The sequence below is a fragment of the Streptomyces sp. Q6 genome (genome assembly GCF_036967205.1).
Taxonomy (GTDB): Bacteria; Actinomycetota; Actinomycetes; order Streptomycetales; family Streptomycetaceae; genus Streptomyces; species Streptomyces citrinus.
Genome location: NZ_CP146022.1, coordinates 5,030,562 through 5,047,005 on the forward strand (window position 1 = coordinate 5,030,562; position 16,444 = coordinate 5,047,005).

General features: G+C 71.6%; 16 protein-coding genes. 12 read left to right on the forward strand and 4 right to left on the reverse strand.

Annotated elements, in window-relative coordinates:
- Window positions 1-35 precede the first annotated feature (35 nt).
- The 5 genes from V2W30_RS23615 (at window position 36) to V2W30_RS23635 (ending at window position 4,903) form a co-directional block, all read left to right on the forward strand.
- Window positions 36-1,238: an allantoate amidohydrolase gene (locus V2W30_RS23615; protein WP_338703734.1), complete on the forward strand. Its 1,203-nt coding sequence runs from the start codon at window positions 36-38 to the stop codon at window positions 1,236-1,238.
- Entirely contained in the window at window positions 1,229-2,566 is a 1,338-nt protein-coding gene (locus V2W30_RS23620) for a formimidoylglutamate deiminase (protein WP_338703735.1), read from the forward strand. The genes V2W30_RS23615 and V2W30_RS23620 overlap by 10 nt, the downstream gene beginning before the upstream one ends.
- Window positions 2,567-2,689: 123 nt before the next feature.
- On the forward strand, window positions 2,690-3,859 hold the full coding sequence (hutI, locus tag V2W30_RS23625) for an imidazolonepropionase (RefSeq protein WP_338699508.1): 1,170 nt from the start codon (window positions 2,690-2,692) through the stop codon (window positions 3,857-3,859).
- Window positions 3,860-3,902: 43 nt separating this feature from the next.
- The gene (locus V2W30_RS23630; protein ID WP_338699510.1) at window positions 3,903-4,370 is read left to right on the forward strand and encodes an Lsr2 family DNA-binding protein; all 468 of its coding nucleotides are present in this window, start codon (window positions 3,903-3,905) and stop codon (window positions 4,368-4,370) included.
- Complete coding sequence (locus tag V2W30_RS23635; protein ID WP_338699512.1) at window positions 4,367-4,903, forward strand: NUDIX hydrolase; 537 nt, start codon at window positions 4,367-4,369, stop codon at window positions 4,901-4,903. Before V2W30_RS23630 ends, V2W30_RS23635 begins: the two co-directional genes overlap by 4 nt.
- A 69-nt stretch (window positions 4,904-4,972) precedes the next feature.
- On the opposite strand, the gene V2W30_RS23640 is transcribed toward V2W30_RS23635, so the two are convergent.
- On the reverse strand, window positions 4,973-5,884 hold the full coding sequence (locus V2W30_RS23640; protein ID WP_338699514.1) for an RNA polymerase sigma factor SigF: 912 nt from the start codon (window positions 5,882-5,884) through the stop codon (window positions 4,973-4,975).
- Between the two features lie 249 nt (window positions 5,885-6,133).
- On the opposite strand from V2W30_RS23640, the gene V2W30_RS23645 reads away from it, so the two are divergent.
- The 3 genes from V2W30_RS23645 (at window position 6,134) to V2W30_RS23655 (ending at window position 8,125) form a co-directional block, all read left to right on the forward strand.
- Window positions 6,134-6,505, forward strand: a complete 372-nt coding sequence (locus V2W30_RS23645; protein ID WP_338699516.1) for an STAS domain-containing protein — start codon at window positions 6,134-6,136, stop codon at window positions 6,503-6,505.
- A gap of 234 nt (window positions 6,506-6,739) precedes the next feature.
- Window positions 6,740-7,219, forward strand: coding sequence for an ATP-binding protein (locus V2W30_RS23650; protein WP_338699517.1), 480 nt, complete (start codon window positions 6,740-6,742; stop codon window positions 7,217-7,219).
- Window positions 7,220-7,408: 189 nt separating this feature from the next.
- On the forward strand, window positions 7,409-8,125 hold the full coding sequence (locus V2W30_RS23655) for an LPXTG cell wall anchor domain-containing protein (protein ID WP_338699519.1): 717 nt from the start codon (window positions 7,409-7,411) through the stop codon (window positions 8,123-8,125).
- A gap of 265 nt (window positions 8,126-8,390) precedes the next feature.
- Here V2W30_RS23655 and V2W30_RS23660 read toward each other — a convergent pair whose 3' ends face one another.
- Window positions 8,391-8,801, reverse strand: a complete 411-nt coding sequence (locus V2W30_RS23660) for a hypothetical protein (protein ID WP_338699521.1) — start codon at window positions 8,799-8,801, stop codon at window positions 8,391-8,393.
- A gap of 320 nt (window positions 8,802-9,121) precedes the next feature.
- Between V2W30_RS23660 and V2W30_RS23665 the strand changes: the two genes are divergently transcribed.
- On the forward strand, window positions 9,122-10,273 hold the full coding sequence (locus V2W30_RS23665; RefSeq protein WP_338699523.1) for a hypothetical protein: 1,152 nt from the start codon (window positions 9,122-9,124) through the stop codon (window positions 10,271-10,273).
- Window positions 10,270-11,658, forward strand: a complete 1,389-nt coding sequence (locus tag V2W30_RS23670; protein ID WP_338699525.1) for a hypothetical protein — start codon at window positions 10,270-10,272, stop codon at window positions 11,656-11,658. The genes V2W30_RS23665 and V2W30_RS23670 overlap by 4 nt, the downstream gene beginning before the upstream one ends.
- A gap of 222 nt (window positions 11,659-11,880) precedes the next feature.
- Here V2W30_RS23670 and V2W30_RS23675 read toward each other — a convergent pair whose 3' ends face one another.
- A complete protein-coding gene (locus tag V2W30_RS23675) occupies window positions 11,881-13,374 on the reverse strand; it encodes an oligopeptide:H+ symporter (protein ID WP_338699528.1) in 1,494 nt (497 codons plus the stop codon).
- Between the two features lie 484 nt (window positions 13,375-13,858).
- Between V2W30_RS23675 and V2W30_RS23680 the strand changes: the two genes are divergently transcribed.
- Both V2W30_RS23680 and V2W30_RS23685 read left to right on the forward strand, forming a co-directional pair.
- Window positions 13,859-14,536, forward strand: coding sequence for a response regulator transcription factor (locus V2W30_RS23680; RefSeq protein ID WP_338699530.1), 678 nt, complete (start codon window positions 13,859-13,861; stop codon window positions 14,534-14,536).
- A gap of 51 nt (window positions 14,537-14,587) precedes the next feature.
- Complete coding sequence (locus V2W30_RS23685; protein ID WP_338699532.1) at window positions 14,588-15,865, forward strand: ATP-binding protein; 1,278 nt, start codon at window positions 14,588-14,590, stop codon at window positions 15,863-15,865.
- A gap of 43 nt (window positions 15,866-15,908) precedes the next feature.
- Here the strand turns inward: V2W30_RS23685 and V2W30_RS23690 are convergent, their stop codons facing one another.
- Window positions 15,909-16,436, reverse strand: a complete 528-nt coding sequence (locus V2W30_RS23690; protein ID WP_338699533.1) for a GtrA family protein — start codon at window positions 16,434-16,436, stop codon at window positions 15,909-15,911.
- Window positions 16,437-16,444 lie beyond the last annotated feature (8 nt).

Genomic DNA, 16,444 nt, shown 5'->3' on the forward strand with positions numbered 1-16,444 from the left:
CCCCGGCCGGCCTTGTGGGCCCCGGCTTCCTGGAGATGTGGCGGGACCTCCTGCCCCTCGGCCGGGACCACGACACCCGCGGCTACCGCCGCTACGCCTGGACGGCCGCCGACGCCGACTGCCGCGCATGGTTCCGGGCCCAGGCCGCGTCCCGCGGCCTGACCTACGAGCTGGACCGCAACGGCAACCAGTGGGCCTGGCTCGGCGACCCGGAGGCCGGCGACGCGGTCGTCACCGGCTCGCACCTGGACTCCGTCCCCGACGGCGGCGCCTTCGACGGCCCCCTCGGCGTGGTCTCCTCGTTCGCCGCGCTCGACGAACTCCGCCGCAGGGGAGTGGAGTTCACCAAACCGGTCGCGATCACCAACTTCGGCGACGAGGAGGGCGCCCGCTTCGGCCTGGCCTGCGTCGGCTCCCGCCTCACGTCAGGGGTCCTCACCCGCGAGCAGGCGTACGCGCTGCAGGACGGCGACGGCGTCAGCCTCCCGCAGGCGATGGAACGCGCCGGGTACGACCCGGAGACGATCGGCGCGGACCCCGCGCGGCTCGCCCGGATCGGCGCGTTCATCGAGCTCCACGTGGAACAGGGCCGCGCGCTGGACCTGTCCGGCGACGCGGTGGGCGTCGCCAGCTCCATCTGGCCGCACGGCCGCTGGCGCTTCGACTTCCGCGGCGAGGCCAACCACGCGGGCACGACCCGCCTGGCCGACCGCAGGGACCCGATGCTGTCGTACGCGGAGACGGTCCTCGCGGCCCGCCGCGAGGCCGAACTGGCGGGCACGGTCGCGACGTTCGGCAAGATCTCCGTCGAGCCGAACGGCGTCAACGCCATCCCGTCGCTGGTCCGCGGCTGGCTCGACTCGCGCGCCGCCGACCAGCGGTCGCTGGACGACACGGTCACCGGCATCGAGAAGGCGGCCCGCGCCTACGCGGACGCGCACGGCATCGACGTCTCGCTCACCCGGGAGTCCTTCACGCCGGTCGTCGAGTTCGACCACGCGCTGCGCGACGAGATCGCCCGCATCCTCGGTACGAAGACCACGCTCACCGCGCCCGTCCTCGGAACGGGCGCGGGACACGACGCCGGAATCCTGGCCCGGTCGATCCCCACCGCCATGCTGTTCGTACGCAACCCGACGGGCGTCTCGCACTCCCCGGCCGAGTTCGCGGCCGAGGACGACTGCCTCGCCGGGGTGTGCGCACTGGCCGACGTACTGGAAGGGCTGGCCTGCAAGTGACGACGTACTGGCTGGAACACGCCTGGCTCGACGCGTTCGTGGAGCCGGGCGTGGTGGTGGAGGTCACCGGCGACCGCATCACCGCGCTGCGCAAGGGCGTCGAGACCCCGCCGCCCGGCGCGACCGCGCTGCGCGGCCTCACCCTGCCCGGCCTCGCCAACGCCCACAGCCACGCCTTCCACCGCGCCCTGCGCTCCACCGTCCAGGTCGGCTCGGGCACGTTCTGGACGTGGCGCGAGGTCATGTACGGGATCGCGGACCGGCTGACGCCCGACAGCTACCACGCGCTCGCGCGGGCCGTGTACGCGGAGATGGCGCTGGCCGGCATCACGGCGGTCGGCGAGTTCCACTACCTGCACCACCAGCCCGGCGGCACACCGTACGCGGACCCGAACGCGATGGGCGAGGCGCTGATCGCGGCGGCGGACGAGGCGGGCCTGCGCATCACGCTCCTCGACACGGCGTACCTCTCGTCGGGCTTCGGCAAGGAACCGGACCGCCACCAGCGGCGCTTCAGCGACGGCACGGCCGACGCGTGGGCGCAGCGCGTGTCGCTGCTCAAGGACCGCCCCGGGGTACGGATCGGCGCGGCCGTCCACTCGGTGCGGGCGGTCCCCGCGGACCAGCTGGCGACGGTGGCGCGGTGGGCGTCGGACCGCGCCGCCCCGCTCCACGTCCACCTCTCCGAGCAGACCGCGGAGAACGACGCGTGCCAGGCCGCCCACGGCTGCACCCCCACCCAACTCCTCGCGGACAGCGGGGTGTTGGGCGCCCGCACGACCGGCGTGCACAACACGCACCTCACGGACGGCGACATCGGCCTGCTCGGCGGCTCGGGCACCGGTACGTGCATGTGCCCCACCACCGAACGCGACCTGGCCGACGGCATCGGCCCGGCCGTCGCCCTCCAGAAGGCGGGCTCGCCGCTCTCCCTCGGCTCCGACAGCCACGCGGTGATCGACCTCTTCGAGGAGGCGCGCGCGATGGAGCTGAACGAGCGCCTGCGCTCGCGCACCCGGGGCCACTGGACGGCGGCGGCCCTGCTGCGCGCGGCGTCCGCCGACGGGCACGCGGCCCTCGGCTGGACCGACGCGGGCGTCCTCGAACCGGGCGCGGTCGCCGACCTGGTCACGATCACCCTCGACTCGGTCCGCACGGCGGGCGCGCTGCCGCGCCTCGGCGCGGAGACCGCGGTGTTCGCGGCGACCGCCTCCGACGTGACGGACGTGATCGCGGGGGGCCGGGTGGTCGTACGGGACGGTCGGCATGCCCTGGTCGGCGACGTGGCGAAGGCCCTGTCGGACGCGATCGCGGAGCTGCACTCCTGACTCGGGGCTTTGCCGAGGACGAGCCGTTCAGGCGGTACACCCGCACCCCGGCGCGGGGCGCCAACTTTCGGGAAGGGGTGGGTCGGGGGAGAAGAACCCCCCACCCACCGACGGAGAGGAACCATGACGACCACCACGGCCATCACCCACATCGCCACCCTGGTCACCAACAACCCGGACCTCGGCGAAGGCCCCCTGGGACTGATCGAGAACGCCGCGCTCGTCATCGAGAACGACCGGATCGCCTGGGCGGGCCGCACGGCCGACGTCCCCGCGACGGACGAGGCGCACGACGCGCAGGGCCGCGCCGTCGTCCCCGGCTTCGTCGACTCCCACTCCCACCTGGTCTTCGCGGGCGACCGCACGGCCGAGTTCAACGCCCGGATGTCCGGACAGAGTTACCGGGCCGGGGGCATCCGTACGACGGTGGCGGCGACCCGCGCGGCGACGGACGAGGCCCTGGAGGCGAACCTCACCCGCTACCTCGCGGAGGCCCTGCGTCAGGGCACCACGACGTTCGAGACGAAGTCCGGCTACGGCCTGACGACCGCCGACGAGGAGCGCGCGCTGCGCATCGCGGCCGCCCACACGGACGAGGTCACGTACCTGGGCGCGCACATCGTCTCCCCGGACTACGCGGACGACCCGGCGGCGTACGTCGAACTCGTCACCGGCGAGATGCTGGACGCCTGCGCCCCGCACGCCCGCTGGATCGACGTGTTCTGCGAGAAGGGCGCGTTCGACGGCGACCAGGCGCGGGCGATCCTCACGGCGGGCAAGGCGCGCGGCCTCCACCCCCGTATCCACGCGAACCAGCTCTCGTACGGTCCGGGCGTCCAGCTGGCGGTCGAACTGGACGCGGCGTCGGCCGACCACTGCACGCACCTCACCGACGCGGACGTCGACGCCCTGGCGCAGGGCGACACGGTCGCGACGCTCCTGCCGGGCGCGGAGTTCTCGACCCGGGCGCAGTGGCCGAACGCCCGCCGCCTCCTGGACGCGGGCGCCACGGTGGCCCTCTCCACGGACTGCAACCCGGGCTCGTCCTTCACGTCCTCGGTCCCCTTCTGCATCGCCCTCGCGGTACGGGACATGGGCATGACCCCCGACGAGGCCCTCTGGTCGGCGACGGCGGGTGGCGCGCGGGCCCTGCGCCGCACGGACATCGGCCACCTGGCGCCCGGGGCGCGCGCGGACCTGGCGATCCTGGACGCGCCCAGCCACGTACACCTGGCGTACCGGCCGGGCGTTCCGCTCGTCCGCGAGGTGTGGCGCGCGGGCAACCGCGTCTAAGGTTGTCGAACAACTGACCGACTGCGTACGGGGGCGGGAACGGATGTCGACGACGGGGACGACGACCGAGGGGGCCATCGACGGGGCCGAGCGCCGCATGGGCCTGACGGTGCCGCCGGTGCTGCGCCGGTGGCTCCTGGAGCCCGCCACCGCCCCCGCCGGCCTTGACCTCCTCGGCCTCCCGGACATGGAGCGCGTCCACCGCCACAGGACGGCCCTGGCCGCCGACGCCGATCCTGCGGCCTGGCGCGCGGAGTGGCTGCCGATCGAGGCGGGGACCGAGGGCTTCCACGGCACGTTCCTCGACACCCGCACCGGCACGGTGGGCTCCTGGACCGAGGGCTCGGACCCGAGGGAGAACACGCACCCGTCCCTGGCCGCCCACCTCCACCCGCCCGAGCCCCCGTCGCAGGACGCGCTGCACCGCTGGGCCCGGGAGCGCGGCATCACCCTCCACCACCGCGGCCGCGTCCCCCAGAACATCCGCGAGGCGTACCAGGAGTCCCCGTGACCGGGGACCCCACCGGACACACCGAACGAGTCGACCGGGTGGACGACGACGACCGGTTCCTGGCGGTCGTCAGCAGATCGGAAGCGATCCGCCACGGCTGGCTGCACCGCGTCGCGACGACCGTCTGCCGCGACCCGCAGGGCCGCACCCTCGTCCACCGCCGCCCCGACGACGCCTCCCGCTTCCCCGGCCACTACAACTGGATGCTCGGGGGCGCTGTGGAGGCATCCGAGAGCTACGAGGCCGCCGCCGCACGCGAGCTGAAGGAGGAGCTCGGCGTCGACGCGACCCCGAGGTTCGTCCTCAAGTACCGCTGCGAGGGGGCGATCAGCCCGTACTGGCTGGCCCTGCACGAGACCGTCCTCACCGGCCCCGTCACCCCGGACCCGGCGGAGGTGGCCTGGCACGCCTGGCTCCCGGAGCCCGACCTCATCGACCTCGTCCACCACGACCGCTTCGTCCCGGACGCCCGCGAGGCGTTCGACCTGTACCGGTCGGCCCCGCAGGACCTGCCGCCGGGACGCGCGCGGTGACGCGGACGGGCCCGTCTCCCGGGGATCAGGGAGGCGGGCCCGTACGTGTGCCGGAGGGCGGTCGGTGGCTCACTCCTCGACCGTCAGCCCCTTGCGCAGCCGCACGAGGGTGCGCGACAGGAGCCGCGACACGTGCATCTGCGAGATTCCGAGCTCGTCGCCGATCTCCGACTGCGTCATGTTCGCCACGAAGCGCAGCGACAGGATCTTGCGGTCGCGCGGCGGGAGTTCGGCGATCAGCGGCTTGAGGGACTCGACGTACTCGATGCCCTCCAGACCGTGGTCCTCGTAACCGATGCGGTCCGCGAGCGCGCCTTCGGAGTCGTCCTCCTCGGGCTGCGCGTCCAGCGAACTGGCGGTGTACGCGTTCGACGCCGCCATGCCTTCCACGACCTCGTCGTTCGAGATGCCGAGGCGCTCGGCGAGCTCGCCCACCGTGGGGGCGCGGTCGAGCTGCTGGGCGAGCTCGTCGCCCGCCTTGGCGAGGTCGAGACGGAGTTCCTGGAGACGGCGGGGGACGCGCACCGACCACGACGTGTCGCGGAAGAAGCGCTTGATCTCGCCGACGATGGTAGGCATCGCGAAAGTGGGGAACTCGACGCCACGGCTCAGCTCGAAGCGGTCGATCGCCTTGATCAGGCCGATGGTGCCGACCTGGATGATGTCCTCCATCGGCTCGCTGCGGGAGCGGAACCGGGAGGCCGCGAACTTCACCAGGGCGAGATTCAGCTCGACCAGGGTGTTGCGGACGTAGGAGTACTCGGGGGTGCCTTCCTCGAGCGACTCGAGGCGCCCGAAGAGGGTCTTGGAGAGGGCTCGCGCGTCGAGGGGTCCGACCTCGGCGAACGGAGGGATCTCCGGAAGGCCTTCCAGGCCTTCGAACGTGTCGGCCGCATCCTCGGGCTCGACGTCGACAGGGGGTTCCGGGGGGAGAGTCGACGACGCCTGGTCAGTACGCGATTCGTCGAGCCGGGGTGACATGTGTCCTCCATCGTTCTCGGCATATGGCTGCCGATGCCGATACGTGCACTGCGGTGTGCGGCGCCTCCAAAGCCGGTCGTGTCGAATGCTGTCCTTACTAGGCCTACCCGCTTTCCTTGCCGGGCCGCAAGTGCGGTCTGACGCCAAATGTCCGTTTTCTAGAGGTTGTTCGGGTACCGAGCGGCGTAGAGAGGGCGTAGTGTTCGAGGGCGTCAATCGGCACGTCGAAGGCAGCGAGAGAGAGACGTCATGGACCGCGGGACAGTCGGCAGCGCGCATCTGGGCCGGCTTCTGGTCGAGGTGCGACACGAGGGCACGAGTGCCGTCGTCACCCCGGCAGGTGAGTTGGATCACCACACGGCCGATCTCCTGCGTGAACCGCTGGATGACTGCCTGGCGAACGGGGTATCTCGCCTGGTCATCGACTGTTCGCGACTGGAGTTCTGCGACTCGACCGGGCTGAACGTCCTGCTCGGTGCCCGCCTCAAGGCGGAGGCCGCCGGCGGCGGGGTCCACCTGGCGGGAATGCTGCCCGTGGTGGCCCGGGTCTTCGAGATCACCGGCGCCGAGGCGGTCTTCACCCTCCATGACTCTCTGGAAGCGGCACTGGCCACCGAGTGACCAGGTGGCGCCACGATCACGGAGCGTAGAAGTTACGCTCCAGTTGTCATCACGTGATCGGGGCGTTACCAGCGTCACAGGCGTCGGACGGAATTCGTGGGTGTTCCCTCGGTTCGGCCGGGCAGGAGACTCCCGACCGCCCCTGTGGCCCGCATCACGACGAAGGCGACCGTGACGAACGACGTACGACGACATCCTGAAGCTGAATTGGTGAATCGGTGAGGTGAAGTGCTGATGAGCACCACCCGGCCTTACTCGCCGGGCGACCACGGCCCCGAGCCCGGCGACATGCCGGCTGCCACGGGCCGTCAGGTCCGCAGGCTGAGCCTCGACGGGGCCAGTGGCATCGTGCCGCTGGCCCGCGACTTCACCCGCGAAGCGCTGCATGCCTGGGGCTGGCTCCCGGCGGCGACCGCGGACCGCCGGGCCGCGGCCGAGGATGTCCTCCTTGTCGTCTCCGAGCTGGTCACCAACGCCTGCCTGCACGCGGAGGGCGCGGACGAGCTGACCGTCTCCCTGAGCAACAAGGTGCTGCGCCTCGAAGTCGCCGACCGCGGCGCCGGACAGCCCGCGCCGCGCACCCCGCACCGCGCGGGACGCCCCGGCGGCCACGGCATGTTCATCGTCCAACGCCTCTGCCTCGACTGGGGAGTTGTGCGTACCCCGGGAGTCACGGGCAAGACCGTGTGGGCGGAGCTGGACGCCCCCGTCTGAGCCCGCGGGGCACGGCCGCGCACCCGCGCGTGTGCCGTTCCGTCTGTGGTTCTGTGTGTATTTCGTGCGCGTCGGATCGTCTTCGATCCGGCGCGCACTTTGTCTTCCCTCGGCAAGGTCCCGGGCGTACCTTGAGCCACCCGCATCTGATGAACCGTCAGTAACCGTCGGTCTGAAGGGATTCTCGAGGTGTCGTACCGGACGTACCAGAAACGAACCGCCGCGTTCGCGCTCAGCGCGGCCCTGGCCGGCTCGGCGGTGCTGATGGCCGCCCCCAGCGCTTCGGCCACGGTGCAGGACGTCAACTACCAGTGCAAGACGCCGATCGGCAACAAGAGCGCCGTCTCCCCGATCGACATGAAGTCGGTCAAGAGCGGCAGCGGCTACAAGATCACGATGTCCTTCCAGAAGGGCGTCTCCTCCAGCCCCGTCGAACTCGGCAAGGGCGCGATGAACCCCAGCGCCGTCATCCAGCTGGGCGGCGCGGAGAGCGGCACGCTGCCGGTCTCGGGGCCCCCGAACGCGGCCGCGATCCCCGCCAACACCCCCATCAAGATCAGTGACTTGAGCGGGACGTACACGCCGAAGAAGAGCGGCAAGGTGACGTTCACCGCCGGCGTCCTCACCATCAAGGCGCTCGGTACGACGACCACCTGCACCCCGTCCAACAAGCCGAAGCCGTCCCTGGAACTGGACGTGAAGGGCGCGGGCGGCTCCGGCTCGGGTTCCACGGGCTCCACGGGCTCCGGTTCCTCGCAGTCGTCCCCCTCCGGCGGCGACGAGCTGCCGCAGACGGGTCCCGAGGACTCGGCGATCGCGCTCGGCACGCTGGGCGGCACCGTCCTGCTGGCCGGTGCGGCAGGCACCCTGTGGCTCACCAGGCGCCGCCAGGGGGCGCCCCGCTAGGGGCGCGGGGAACGGCGCGAGCACCCACCGATGTCGCAGCACTCGCCGACGCACGGCACGCCCCTACGGCGCGCGGGCCACAGGGCTCGGTGCGCCCGGCTCCGACGCGCCCGGTCCTGCTCGTCGGCGCCCTGCTCGTCGCCGCGCTGCTCACGGCGTGCGGCTTCATGCCGCCCGCCGCGGCGGCGGACCGCGCCACCTGGACGATCACCCCGTCCGCGGGCGGCGGGTCACGGCCCGCCGCCTCGGACGGGCGCCCGTACATCTACGCGGAAGGCACCCCCGGCACCACCCTGGAGGACAAGGTGGCCGTCACCAATCCGACCTCCGAGCCCCTGCGGGTGGCGCTGCGCGGCGCCGACGCCGACAACCGGTCCGACGGCGCGCTCGACGTCCGGGCCGAGGCGCGGGACGTCGGCGCCTGGATCACGTTCGCCGAGAAGTCCGTGAAGGTACCCGCCCGCACCCGCGCCGAGATCCCCTTCACCGTGCACGTCCCGGCGGGCGCCACACCGGGCGACCACCCGGGCGTGATCGTCGCGAGCGCAGGTGCGCGACGGGCCGGGGTCAGCGTGCACCTGCGGGTGAGCGGCCCCACCCTCGCCGCGCTCACCGTCGAGCACGTACGCGTCGACGGGGACTCGATCGCGTACGACGTCGTGAACCGCGGCAACACGACCCTCACCCCGCGCCTCACGGTCCGCGCCGACGGCGTCCTCGGCGCCGTCCTCGACCGGCCGCCGCGCACCCTGCCGGTGGAACTGCTGCCGGGACGCCGCGTCCGCCTCACCGAACCCTGGCCGGACGCACCGTCGCTCGACGCCGTCGACGTGAAGGTGACGGTCACGGCGGGCGGCGGCGCGGCCGACTCGGCGACGACGACCGCCCGGTTCGTGCCGTGGGGAGCGCTCGCGGGAGCCCTGGCCGTGCTCGCCGGCGCGGGCGCCGCCGCCACCGTCCACGTACGCCGCCGAAGGCAAGGCCAAGGAGTACGCCATGAACCGCCGCAGCGCCCGTGCCTCGCGGCTGCTGACCGTCCTCGTCCTCGCGGCGGCCCTGCTCGCGGGCACCGCGCCCTGGGCGGCCGCCGCCGACCGGCCCACCGTCACCCTCTCCAAGTCGCAGGCCGGAACCGGTGGTTCGATCACCGTGAAGGGCGCGCACTGGCGGCCGAAGGCGCTGCTCATGCTGCTGATCTGCGGGCAGTCGAGCCCGGAGCGCGGCGTCATCGGCGGCACCAACTCCTGCGCCAACGCCGACGGGCTCGCCGTCACCACCGGCGCCGACGGGAGGTTCAGCAAGAAGCTGCCCGTCGCCGAGCCGCCCAAGGCGTGCCCGTGCGTCGTCCACGTGGCGACCGTGATGGGCGAGAAGGCCGCCGCGGACGCCGCGTTCACGGTGGCGGGCCACCCGGTGAAACCGCTCCCCGCCGAGTCCGGCGACGGCCGGCTGTCCATGGTCACCGACACCCGGCTCGACGGCTCCAGCGGCATCCTCACCTGGTTCGGCGCCCCGCCCGCGCGCACCTTCACCTTCACCGTGGGCAACGTCGGCCCGACGCCCGTCAGGAACCCCGTCTTCCAGGTCGGCACCTCGCACGGCGTGTTCGCGCCCCAGTGGGAGGAACAGCAGTGGCGCGGCACCATCGCCCCCGGCCGCAAGGCGCGGATCAAGCTCCCCGTCGAGCTGACGGCCGGCGCGAACGGCAACTACCTCGTCTCCCTCAAGTACGAGGGCAAGGTCCTCGCCGAACAGCCGTGGGGCGTGGGCCGCCCCTGGGGCGTGACGCTCTTCTGGATCCTGCTGTGCGTCGTCGTCCCCGCCGCCGTCTTCCGGATCGGCATGGCGATCGTGGACCGGCTGCGCCCCCGCGACCGGTTCGCGAGCGGACGTCACCGCGGCAGCCAGCGCCTGTCCGAACTCACCGTGAAGCTCCCGAGGCTGAGCCTTCCGCAGCGGCCCCCGCGCGCCGGCGCCCCGGACCGGGAGCCGTATCCCGTACCCGACGAGGGGCTCGCGCCCGGCGGCGCCGGCCCGTCCCCGTCCACCCTGCCCTGGTTCACCCCGGACACCCGTCCGGGCGGACCCGCGGCCGGGCAGCTCTCCGCACCGAACGACCCCAGTCACACGACGAAAGGACCTACGTGAGCACGCTACGGAGAGCCGGTGCGGCCGGTTGCGCCCTGATTCTGTCCGGTGCGGGGCTGTGGCTCGCCGCGGCGCCGGCGCAGGCGGCCGAGTCGAGCTTCAAGACGGAGTGCATCCCGCCCTCCATCTCGGGGCTCCCCCCGGTGCAGGGCACCACGGTGGCCGACATCACCGCCCCGGCCACCGCCAAGGTCGGCGACGAGATCGACGTGGTCTGGAAGACGACGCAGGCCGCGTCGAAGAACCCGGACGTCCTCGACCTCGACGCCGACACCGTCCAGCCGACGGGCACCGTGAAACTGGGCGGGGCCCAGACCGGCGACCTCAAGGTGCAGGGGCCCCGGAAGAATCCGGCGATCAAGAAGAACAGCCCGATGGTCCTGTCCGACATGACGGGCAAGCTGAAACTGACCAAGGCCGGGGACGTGACGCTGACCCCGGACGCGTACACCATCAACGTCAGCAAGCCGATCTCCACCGACACCAAGTGCACGCCGAAGGAGACGGTCAAGCCCGCGGTGACCATCAAGGTCACGGACGGCGGGGGCTCGACGGGCGGGACGACGTCCACGGGCGGCACCACGTCGACCGGCGGCACCACGTCGACCGGCGGTACGACGTCGACCGGCGGAACCTCCTCGACCGGCGGAACCTCGTCCACCGGCGGCACGACCTCGACGGGCGGTACGTCGTCCACCGGCGGCGGCGACACCGGCGGTGGCGGCGGGCAGTCCGACTTCACCGGCAAGGAGGTCGAGATCCCGTACGCCTGCAAGACCCCCATCGGCGACAAGAACGCGACGTCCCCGGTGCAGATCAACGCCAAGAAGGACGGCGGGAACTACGCCCTGACCGTCAAGTTCAAGAAGTCCGTGATGGACAGCCCCGCCGACATCCCGGCGGACTCGGTCAAGCCGTCGATGGCGGTGAAGCTCGGCGGCGCCGACAGCGGCACGGTCGCGGTCGAGGGCCCGACCAACAAGGAACCGATCAAGTCCGGCGACCCGATGACCATCCCCGACCTGACCGGCACCTACAAGCCGGGCGCCGACGGCAAGTCGACGCTCTCGCCGGGCGTCCTCACGGTCAAGGCCCTGGGCACGACGACGACCTGCACCCCCACCAAGACGGAGGTCTCCCTGGAGATCGACACCACGGCGGTGGAGGGCGGCGCGACCGGCTCGGGCACCGGCTCGGGTTCGGCCTCCGGCTCCGCGGGCGGCTCGGCGGGCGGCGGCGACGCCACCGGCGGCGGCCTCGCCGAGACCGGCGCCGCCCACGACGGCGCCCTGCGCGCCCTCGGCCTGGTGGCCGGCACGGTGATCCTGCTGGGCGGCGCGGTGTTCACGTTCCTGCCACGGACACGGCGCGCGATCAGGAGGTGACGGCTCCGGGCGGATCTCCGGGAGGACGGGCGCCGGGGTGCGCCTGACCGAGGCGGCCGACGTGCCGCGGGGCCTCCTCGCGCGCCCCGCCTCGGCCCGGCCCGGCGTCGTGCGGCCGAACAGAGGCTCCGGGCCCTCGGTGGGCCCTGACCGTGGGCCCCGACGTGCGAGAACCCCGCCGCACCGAAGTGCGACGGGGTTCTCGGAGCCGTACGGGATCCGTCAGTTGACGGAGCCCATCAGTTCCTTGACCTTGCGGCGGTACATCCAGATACCGACGCCGGCCGCGACCGCGAGGGCGGCCTCGATGGCGACGGCGCCCGTGGTGTTCAGGTCGACGCCGGCCGTCGAGAGCAGGCCGGTGACGGAGTCGCCCGCGGTGACCGCGAGGAACCAGACACCCATCATCTGCGAGCCGTACTTCGCCGGGGCCATCTTGGTCGTGACCGAGAGGCCGACCGGGGAGAGGCAGAGCTCACCGACGGTCTGGATGAAGTAGATCGCGACGAGCCACATCGGGGAGACCTTGCCGCCGTTGTTGGCGGTGTCGATCAGCGGGATGAGGAAGACGACGAAGGAGATACCGATCAGCGCGAGCGACGACGCGAACTTGACGGCGGTGCTCGGCTCCTTGCCGCGCTTGTTCAGCCACAGCCAGCCGGACGCGACCACGGGGGCCAGCGCCATGATGAAGATCGGGTTCAGCGACTGGTACCAGGAGGTCGGGAAGTCGAAGCCGAGCAGCGAGTTGGTGGTCGAGGACTCGCCGAAGATCGACAGCGTCGAGCCGTTCTGGTCGTAGATCATCCAGAAGATGGCGGCGACGACGAAGAACCACACGTAACCGGAGAGCTTGGACTGCTCCTCGCCCGTCAGCTCCTTGTCGCGCTTCATGCGGACCAGGACGGCGATCGGGATGATCAGGCCGATCAGCGTCAGCGGGACGAGCACCCAGTTGATCGTGTACGTGCCGGTGGCGACGACGATCACGTAGAAGACCGCGGCGACGGCCGCCCAGACCAGGCTGGTGCGCAGCGCCTTCGACTTCTCCTGGGCGGAGGCCGGCTTGACGACGATGTCGCTCTCGGAGCTCAGGTGGCGGGTGCCGAGCAGGAATTGGCCGAGGCCGAGCGCCATGCCGACCGCGGCGAGCGCGAAGCCCAGGTGCCAGTTGACGTTCTCACCGACGGTGCCGATGGTCAGCGGCGCGAGGAAAGCACCCAGGTTGATGCCGATGTAGAAGACGGTGAAGCCGGCGTCACGACGCGGGTCCTCCGGGCCGTCGTACAGGTGGCCGACCATCGTGGAGATGTTGGCCTTGAGCAGACCCGAGCCGAGCGCCACGAGCGCGAGGCCCGCGAAGAACGAACCCGAGGTCGGCAGGGCCAGTGTGATGTGGCCGAGGATCACGATGCCGCCACCGATGGCCACCGTCTTGCGGGGACCCCAGAAGCGGTCGGCGAACCAGCCGCCGGGCATGGCGAGCAGGTAGACCATCGACATGTAGACCGAGTAGATCGCCGTGGCCGTGGCGGGGTTCATGTGAAGCCCGCCGGGAGCGATCAGGTACAGCGGGAGAAGGGCCTTCATGCCGTAGAAGCTGAAGCGCTCCCACATCTCGGTCATGAAGAGAGTGGCCAGTCCGCGGGGGTGGCCGAAGAAGGTCTTCTCAGAGCCGGGGGTACCGGCCGAGTCCTTCGTCAGGCTGGACGCCATGGTCGATCCTCGTGGGGTGTCGGGACGCGCGTACGCGGCAGCGATTGCGCGCCCGGTGGGGGGCGGCCGGCACCGGAGTCCTACCGTCCTCCCCACGCCAGAGGGGATCTGGTACGGCGGACCCGAGATCCACACCTCGCACGCATCCTTGCGCGCGGGGCCCGGCCACAGGTCATTCCTTTCAACGCTGACGTCGTCAGCTCACACATAAAAGGGACCTTGGGTGCGCAGTGCGCTCCAAAGGTCCCCCATTAGTGCATCAGGCGTTCGGTCACCATACGACACGACAGTGCGGCATATGGAAGGACTTGAGAGATGGATCACAGGCCCCTGTGGAACCGCCGCGCTGAATCCAAGGCGTTCTCCAGGATCGCACCCCACAGCCTGAGGGTGTGACGGCGGAGGGAGAGATTCCGTTTCGGTCGGCGGACCGCTGTGCCCGATCACCCGGCGGCCGTCGTCCGGCGCGGACTACCATCACCCCATGACCCGTGTACTGCTCGCCGAGGACGACGCGTCCATCTCGGAGCCGCTGGCCCGCGCCCTGCGCAGGGAGGGTTACGAGGTCGAAGTCCGCGAGGACGGCCCCACCGCCCTCGACGCCGGACTTCAGGGAAGCATCGATCTCGTCGTACTCGACCTGGGCCTGCCCGGGATGGACGGCCTCGAAGTGGCCCGCCGACTGCGCGCCGAGGGGCACACGGTGCCGATCCTGATCCTCACCGCCCGCGCCGACGAGGTCGACACGGTCGTCGGCCTCGACGCCGGCGCCGACGACTACGTGACCAAGCCCTTCCGCCTCGCCGAACTGCTCGCCCGCGTCCGGGCCCTGCTGCGGCGCGGCTCCGCCGAGCCCAAGGAGACGCCCGCCACGCACGGCGTGCGCATCGACGTCGAGTCGCACCGCGCCTGGATGGGCGACGAGGAACTCCAGCTCACGGCGAAGGAGTTCGACCTGCTGCGGGTCCTCGTGCGCGACGCGGGCCGGGTCGTCACCCGCGACCAGCTGATGCGCGAGGTCTGGGACACCACCTGGTGGTCGTCGACCAAGACGCTGGACATGCACATCTCGTGGCTCAGGAAGAAGCTCGGCGACGACGCGGCGAACCCGCGCTACATCGCCACGGTGCGCGGCGTCGGCTTCCGCTTCGAGAAGAGCTGAGCCCCGCGCCGGTGACCCCGGTCCCGGGCGCCGATCCGGGACACTGAGGGCATGCGCCGCCGTCTGATCAACTCCACGCTCGCCGTCGTCCTGGTCGTGATCGCCGTGTTCGGGGTCTCCCTCGTCATCGTGGAGACCCGGACCATCACCAACAGCGCCCAGGAACGCGTCGAGTCGGAGGCCGTCCGCCTCGCCTCCATCGTGGACAGCCGGCTGCTCAGCGAGGAGCAGATCAACGGCGACATCCTCAAGGACCAGGTCGCCACCGAGCGGTACGCGGTGATCCGGATGCCGGACCGCGCCCCGATCCACATCGGCACCGAGCCCGACGGCGACGTCATCAAGTACACCGCCACCGGCGAGCAGGGCGAGCAGGTCACCGTCGAGGAGCCCCGCTCCACCGTCACCCGCGAGGTCGGCCGCACCCTGCTGATCATCGCGGGCGTCGCGCTGCTCGCCGTCGTCGCCGCCGTCCTGCTCGCCGTACGGCAGGCCAACAGGCTCGCCTCCCCGCTCACCGACCTGGCCTCCACCGCGGAGCGCCTCGGCTCCGGCGACCCGCGCCCGCGGCACAAGCGCTACGGCGTCCCCGAGCTGGACCGCGTCGCCGACGTCCTCGACGGTTCGGCGGAGCGGATCGCGCGCATGCTCACGGCCGAGCGGCGACTGGCCGCCGACGCCTCGCACCAGCTGCGCACGCCCCTCACCGCGCTGTCCATGCGCCTCGAGGAGATCACCATGACCGACGATCTGGACGAGGTGAAGGAGGAGGCGACGATCGCGCTCGCGCAGGTCGAGCGGCTCACCGACGTCGTCGAGCGGCTGCTCACCAACTCCCGCGACCCGCGCACCGGTTCGGCCGTCACCTTCGACCTCGACGAGGTGATCAAGCAGCAGCTGGAGGAGTGGCGGCCCGCCTATCGCGGCGAGGGGCGCGCGATCGTCTCGTCGGGCAAGCGGCATCTCACCGCGGTCGGCACCCCGGGCGCGGTCGCCCAGGTCCTGGCCGCGCTGATCGAGAACTCACTGATGCACGGTGGCGGCACCGTCGCCCTGCGCACCCGTGTCACCGGCAACCAGACCGTCGTCGAGGTCACGGACGAGGGCCCCGGCGTCCCGTCGGAGCTCGGCTCGCGGATCTTCGAGCGGACCATCAGCGGCCGGAACTCGACGGGCATCGGCCTCGCCGTCGCCCGCGACCTCGCCGAGGCCGACGGCGGCCGGCTCGAAATGCTCCAGGCGGCGCCGCCCGTCTTCGGCCTGTTCCTGTCCCGTACGCCCCTGAGGAAGCCGGCGGACGGCGACGACGAGGGCCAGATGATCAGGTGACGCGGCTGATGAGATGGCGCGGGTGATCAGGTGACGCGGGTGATCAGATGACGCGGGTCACTTCGGCGGGCTCGTCCAAAAACGATTCCGCGCTCGCGACGGCCTCGCGCGCGGGCAGCGCCTTGAACACCCACGTGCGGTAGGACCAGAAGCGGAACAGCGTCGCGAGGCCCATGCCGAGGAACTTGAAGATGTTCGACTGCAACGGGCTGTCCCAGCCGAAGCCGTACGTCGCCGCGTACAGGACACCGTTCTCGATGACCAGGCCGACCACGCTGAACAGCAGGAACAGCGTGAGTTCCTTGGCGCGGCCGCTCTTGTCGCGGTCGCGGTACGTGAAGTAACGGAACCCCACGTAGTTGAAGACGATGGCGACGACCGTCGCGATCACGCTGGCGCGCACGACCTGGAGGTCCGTGCCGTGCCGCATGAGGTTGAACACCGCGAAGTTCACGAGGACGCCGAGCGCGCCCACGACGCCGAACTTGGCGATCTCCCGGGCGAGCGCGTCGAAACGCAGCCGCAGTGCGCCCAGCCGGGAAGGGGTGTGTGGGCCGCTGGTCCCTGTCATGGTGATCG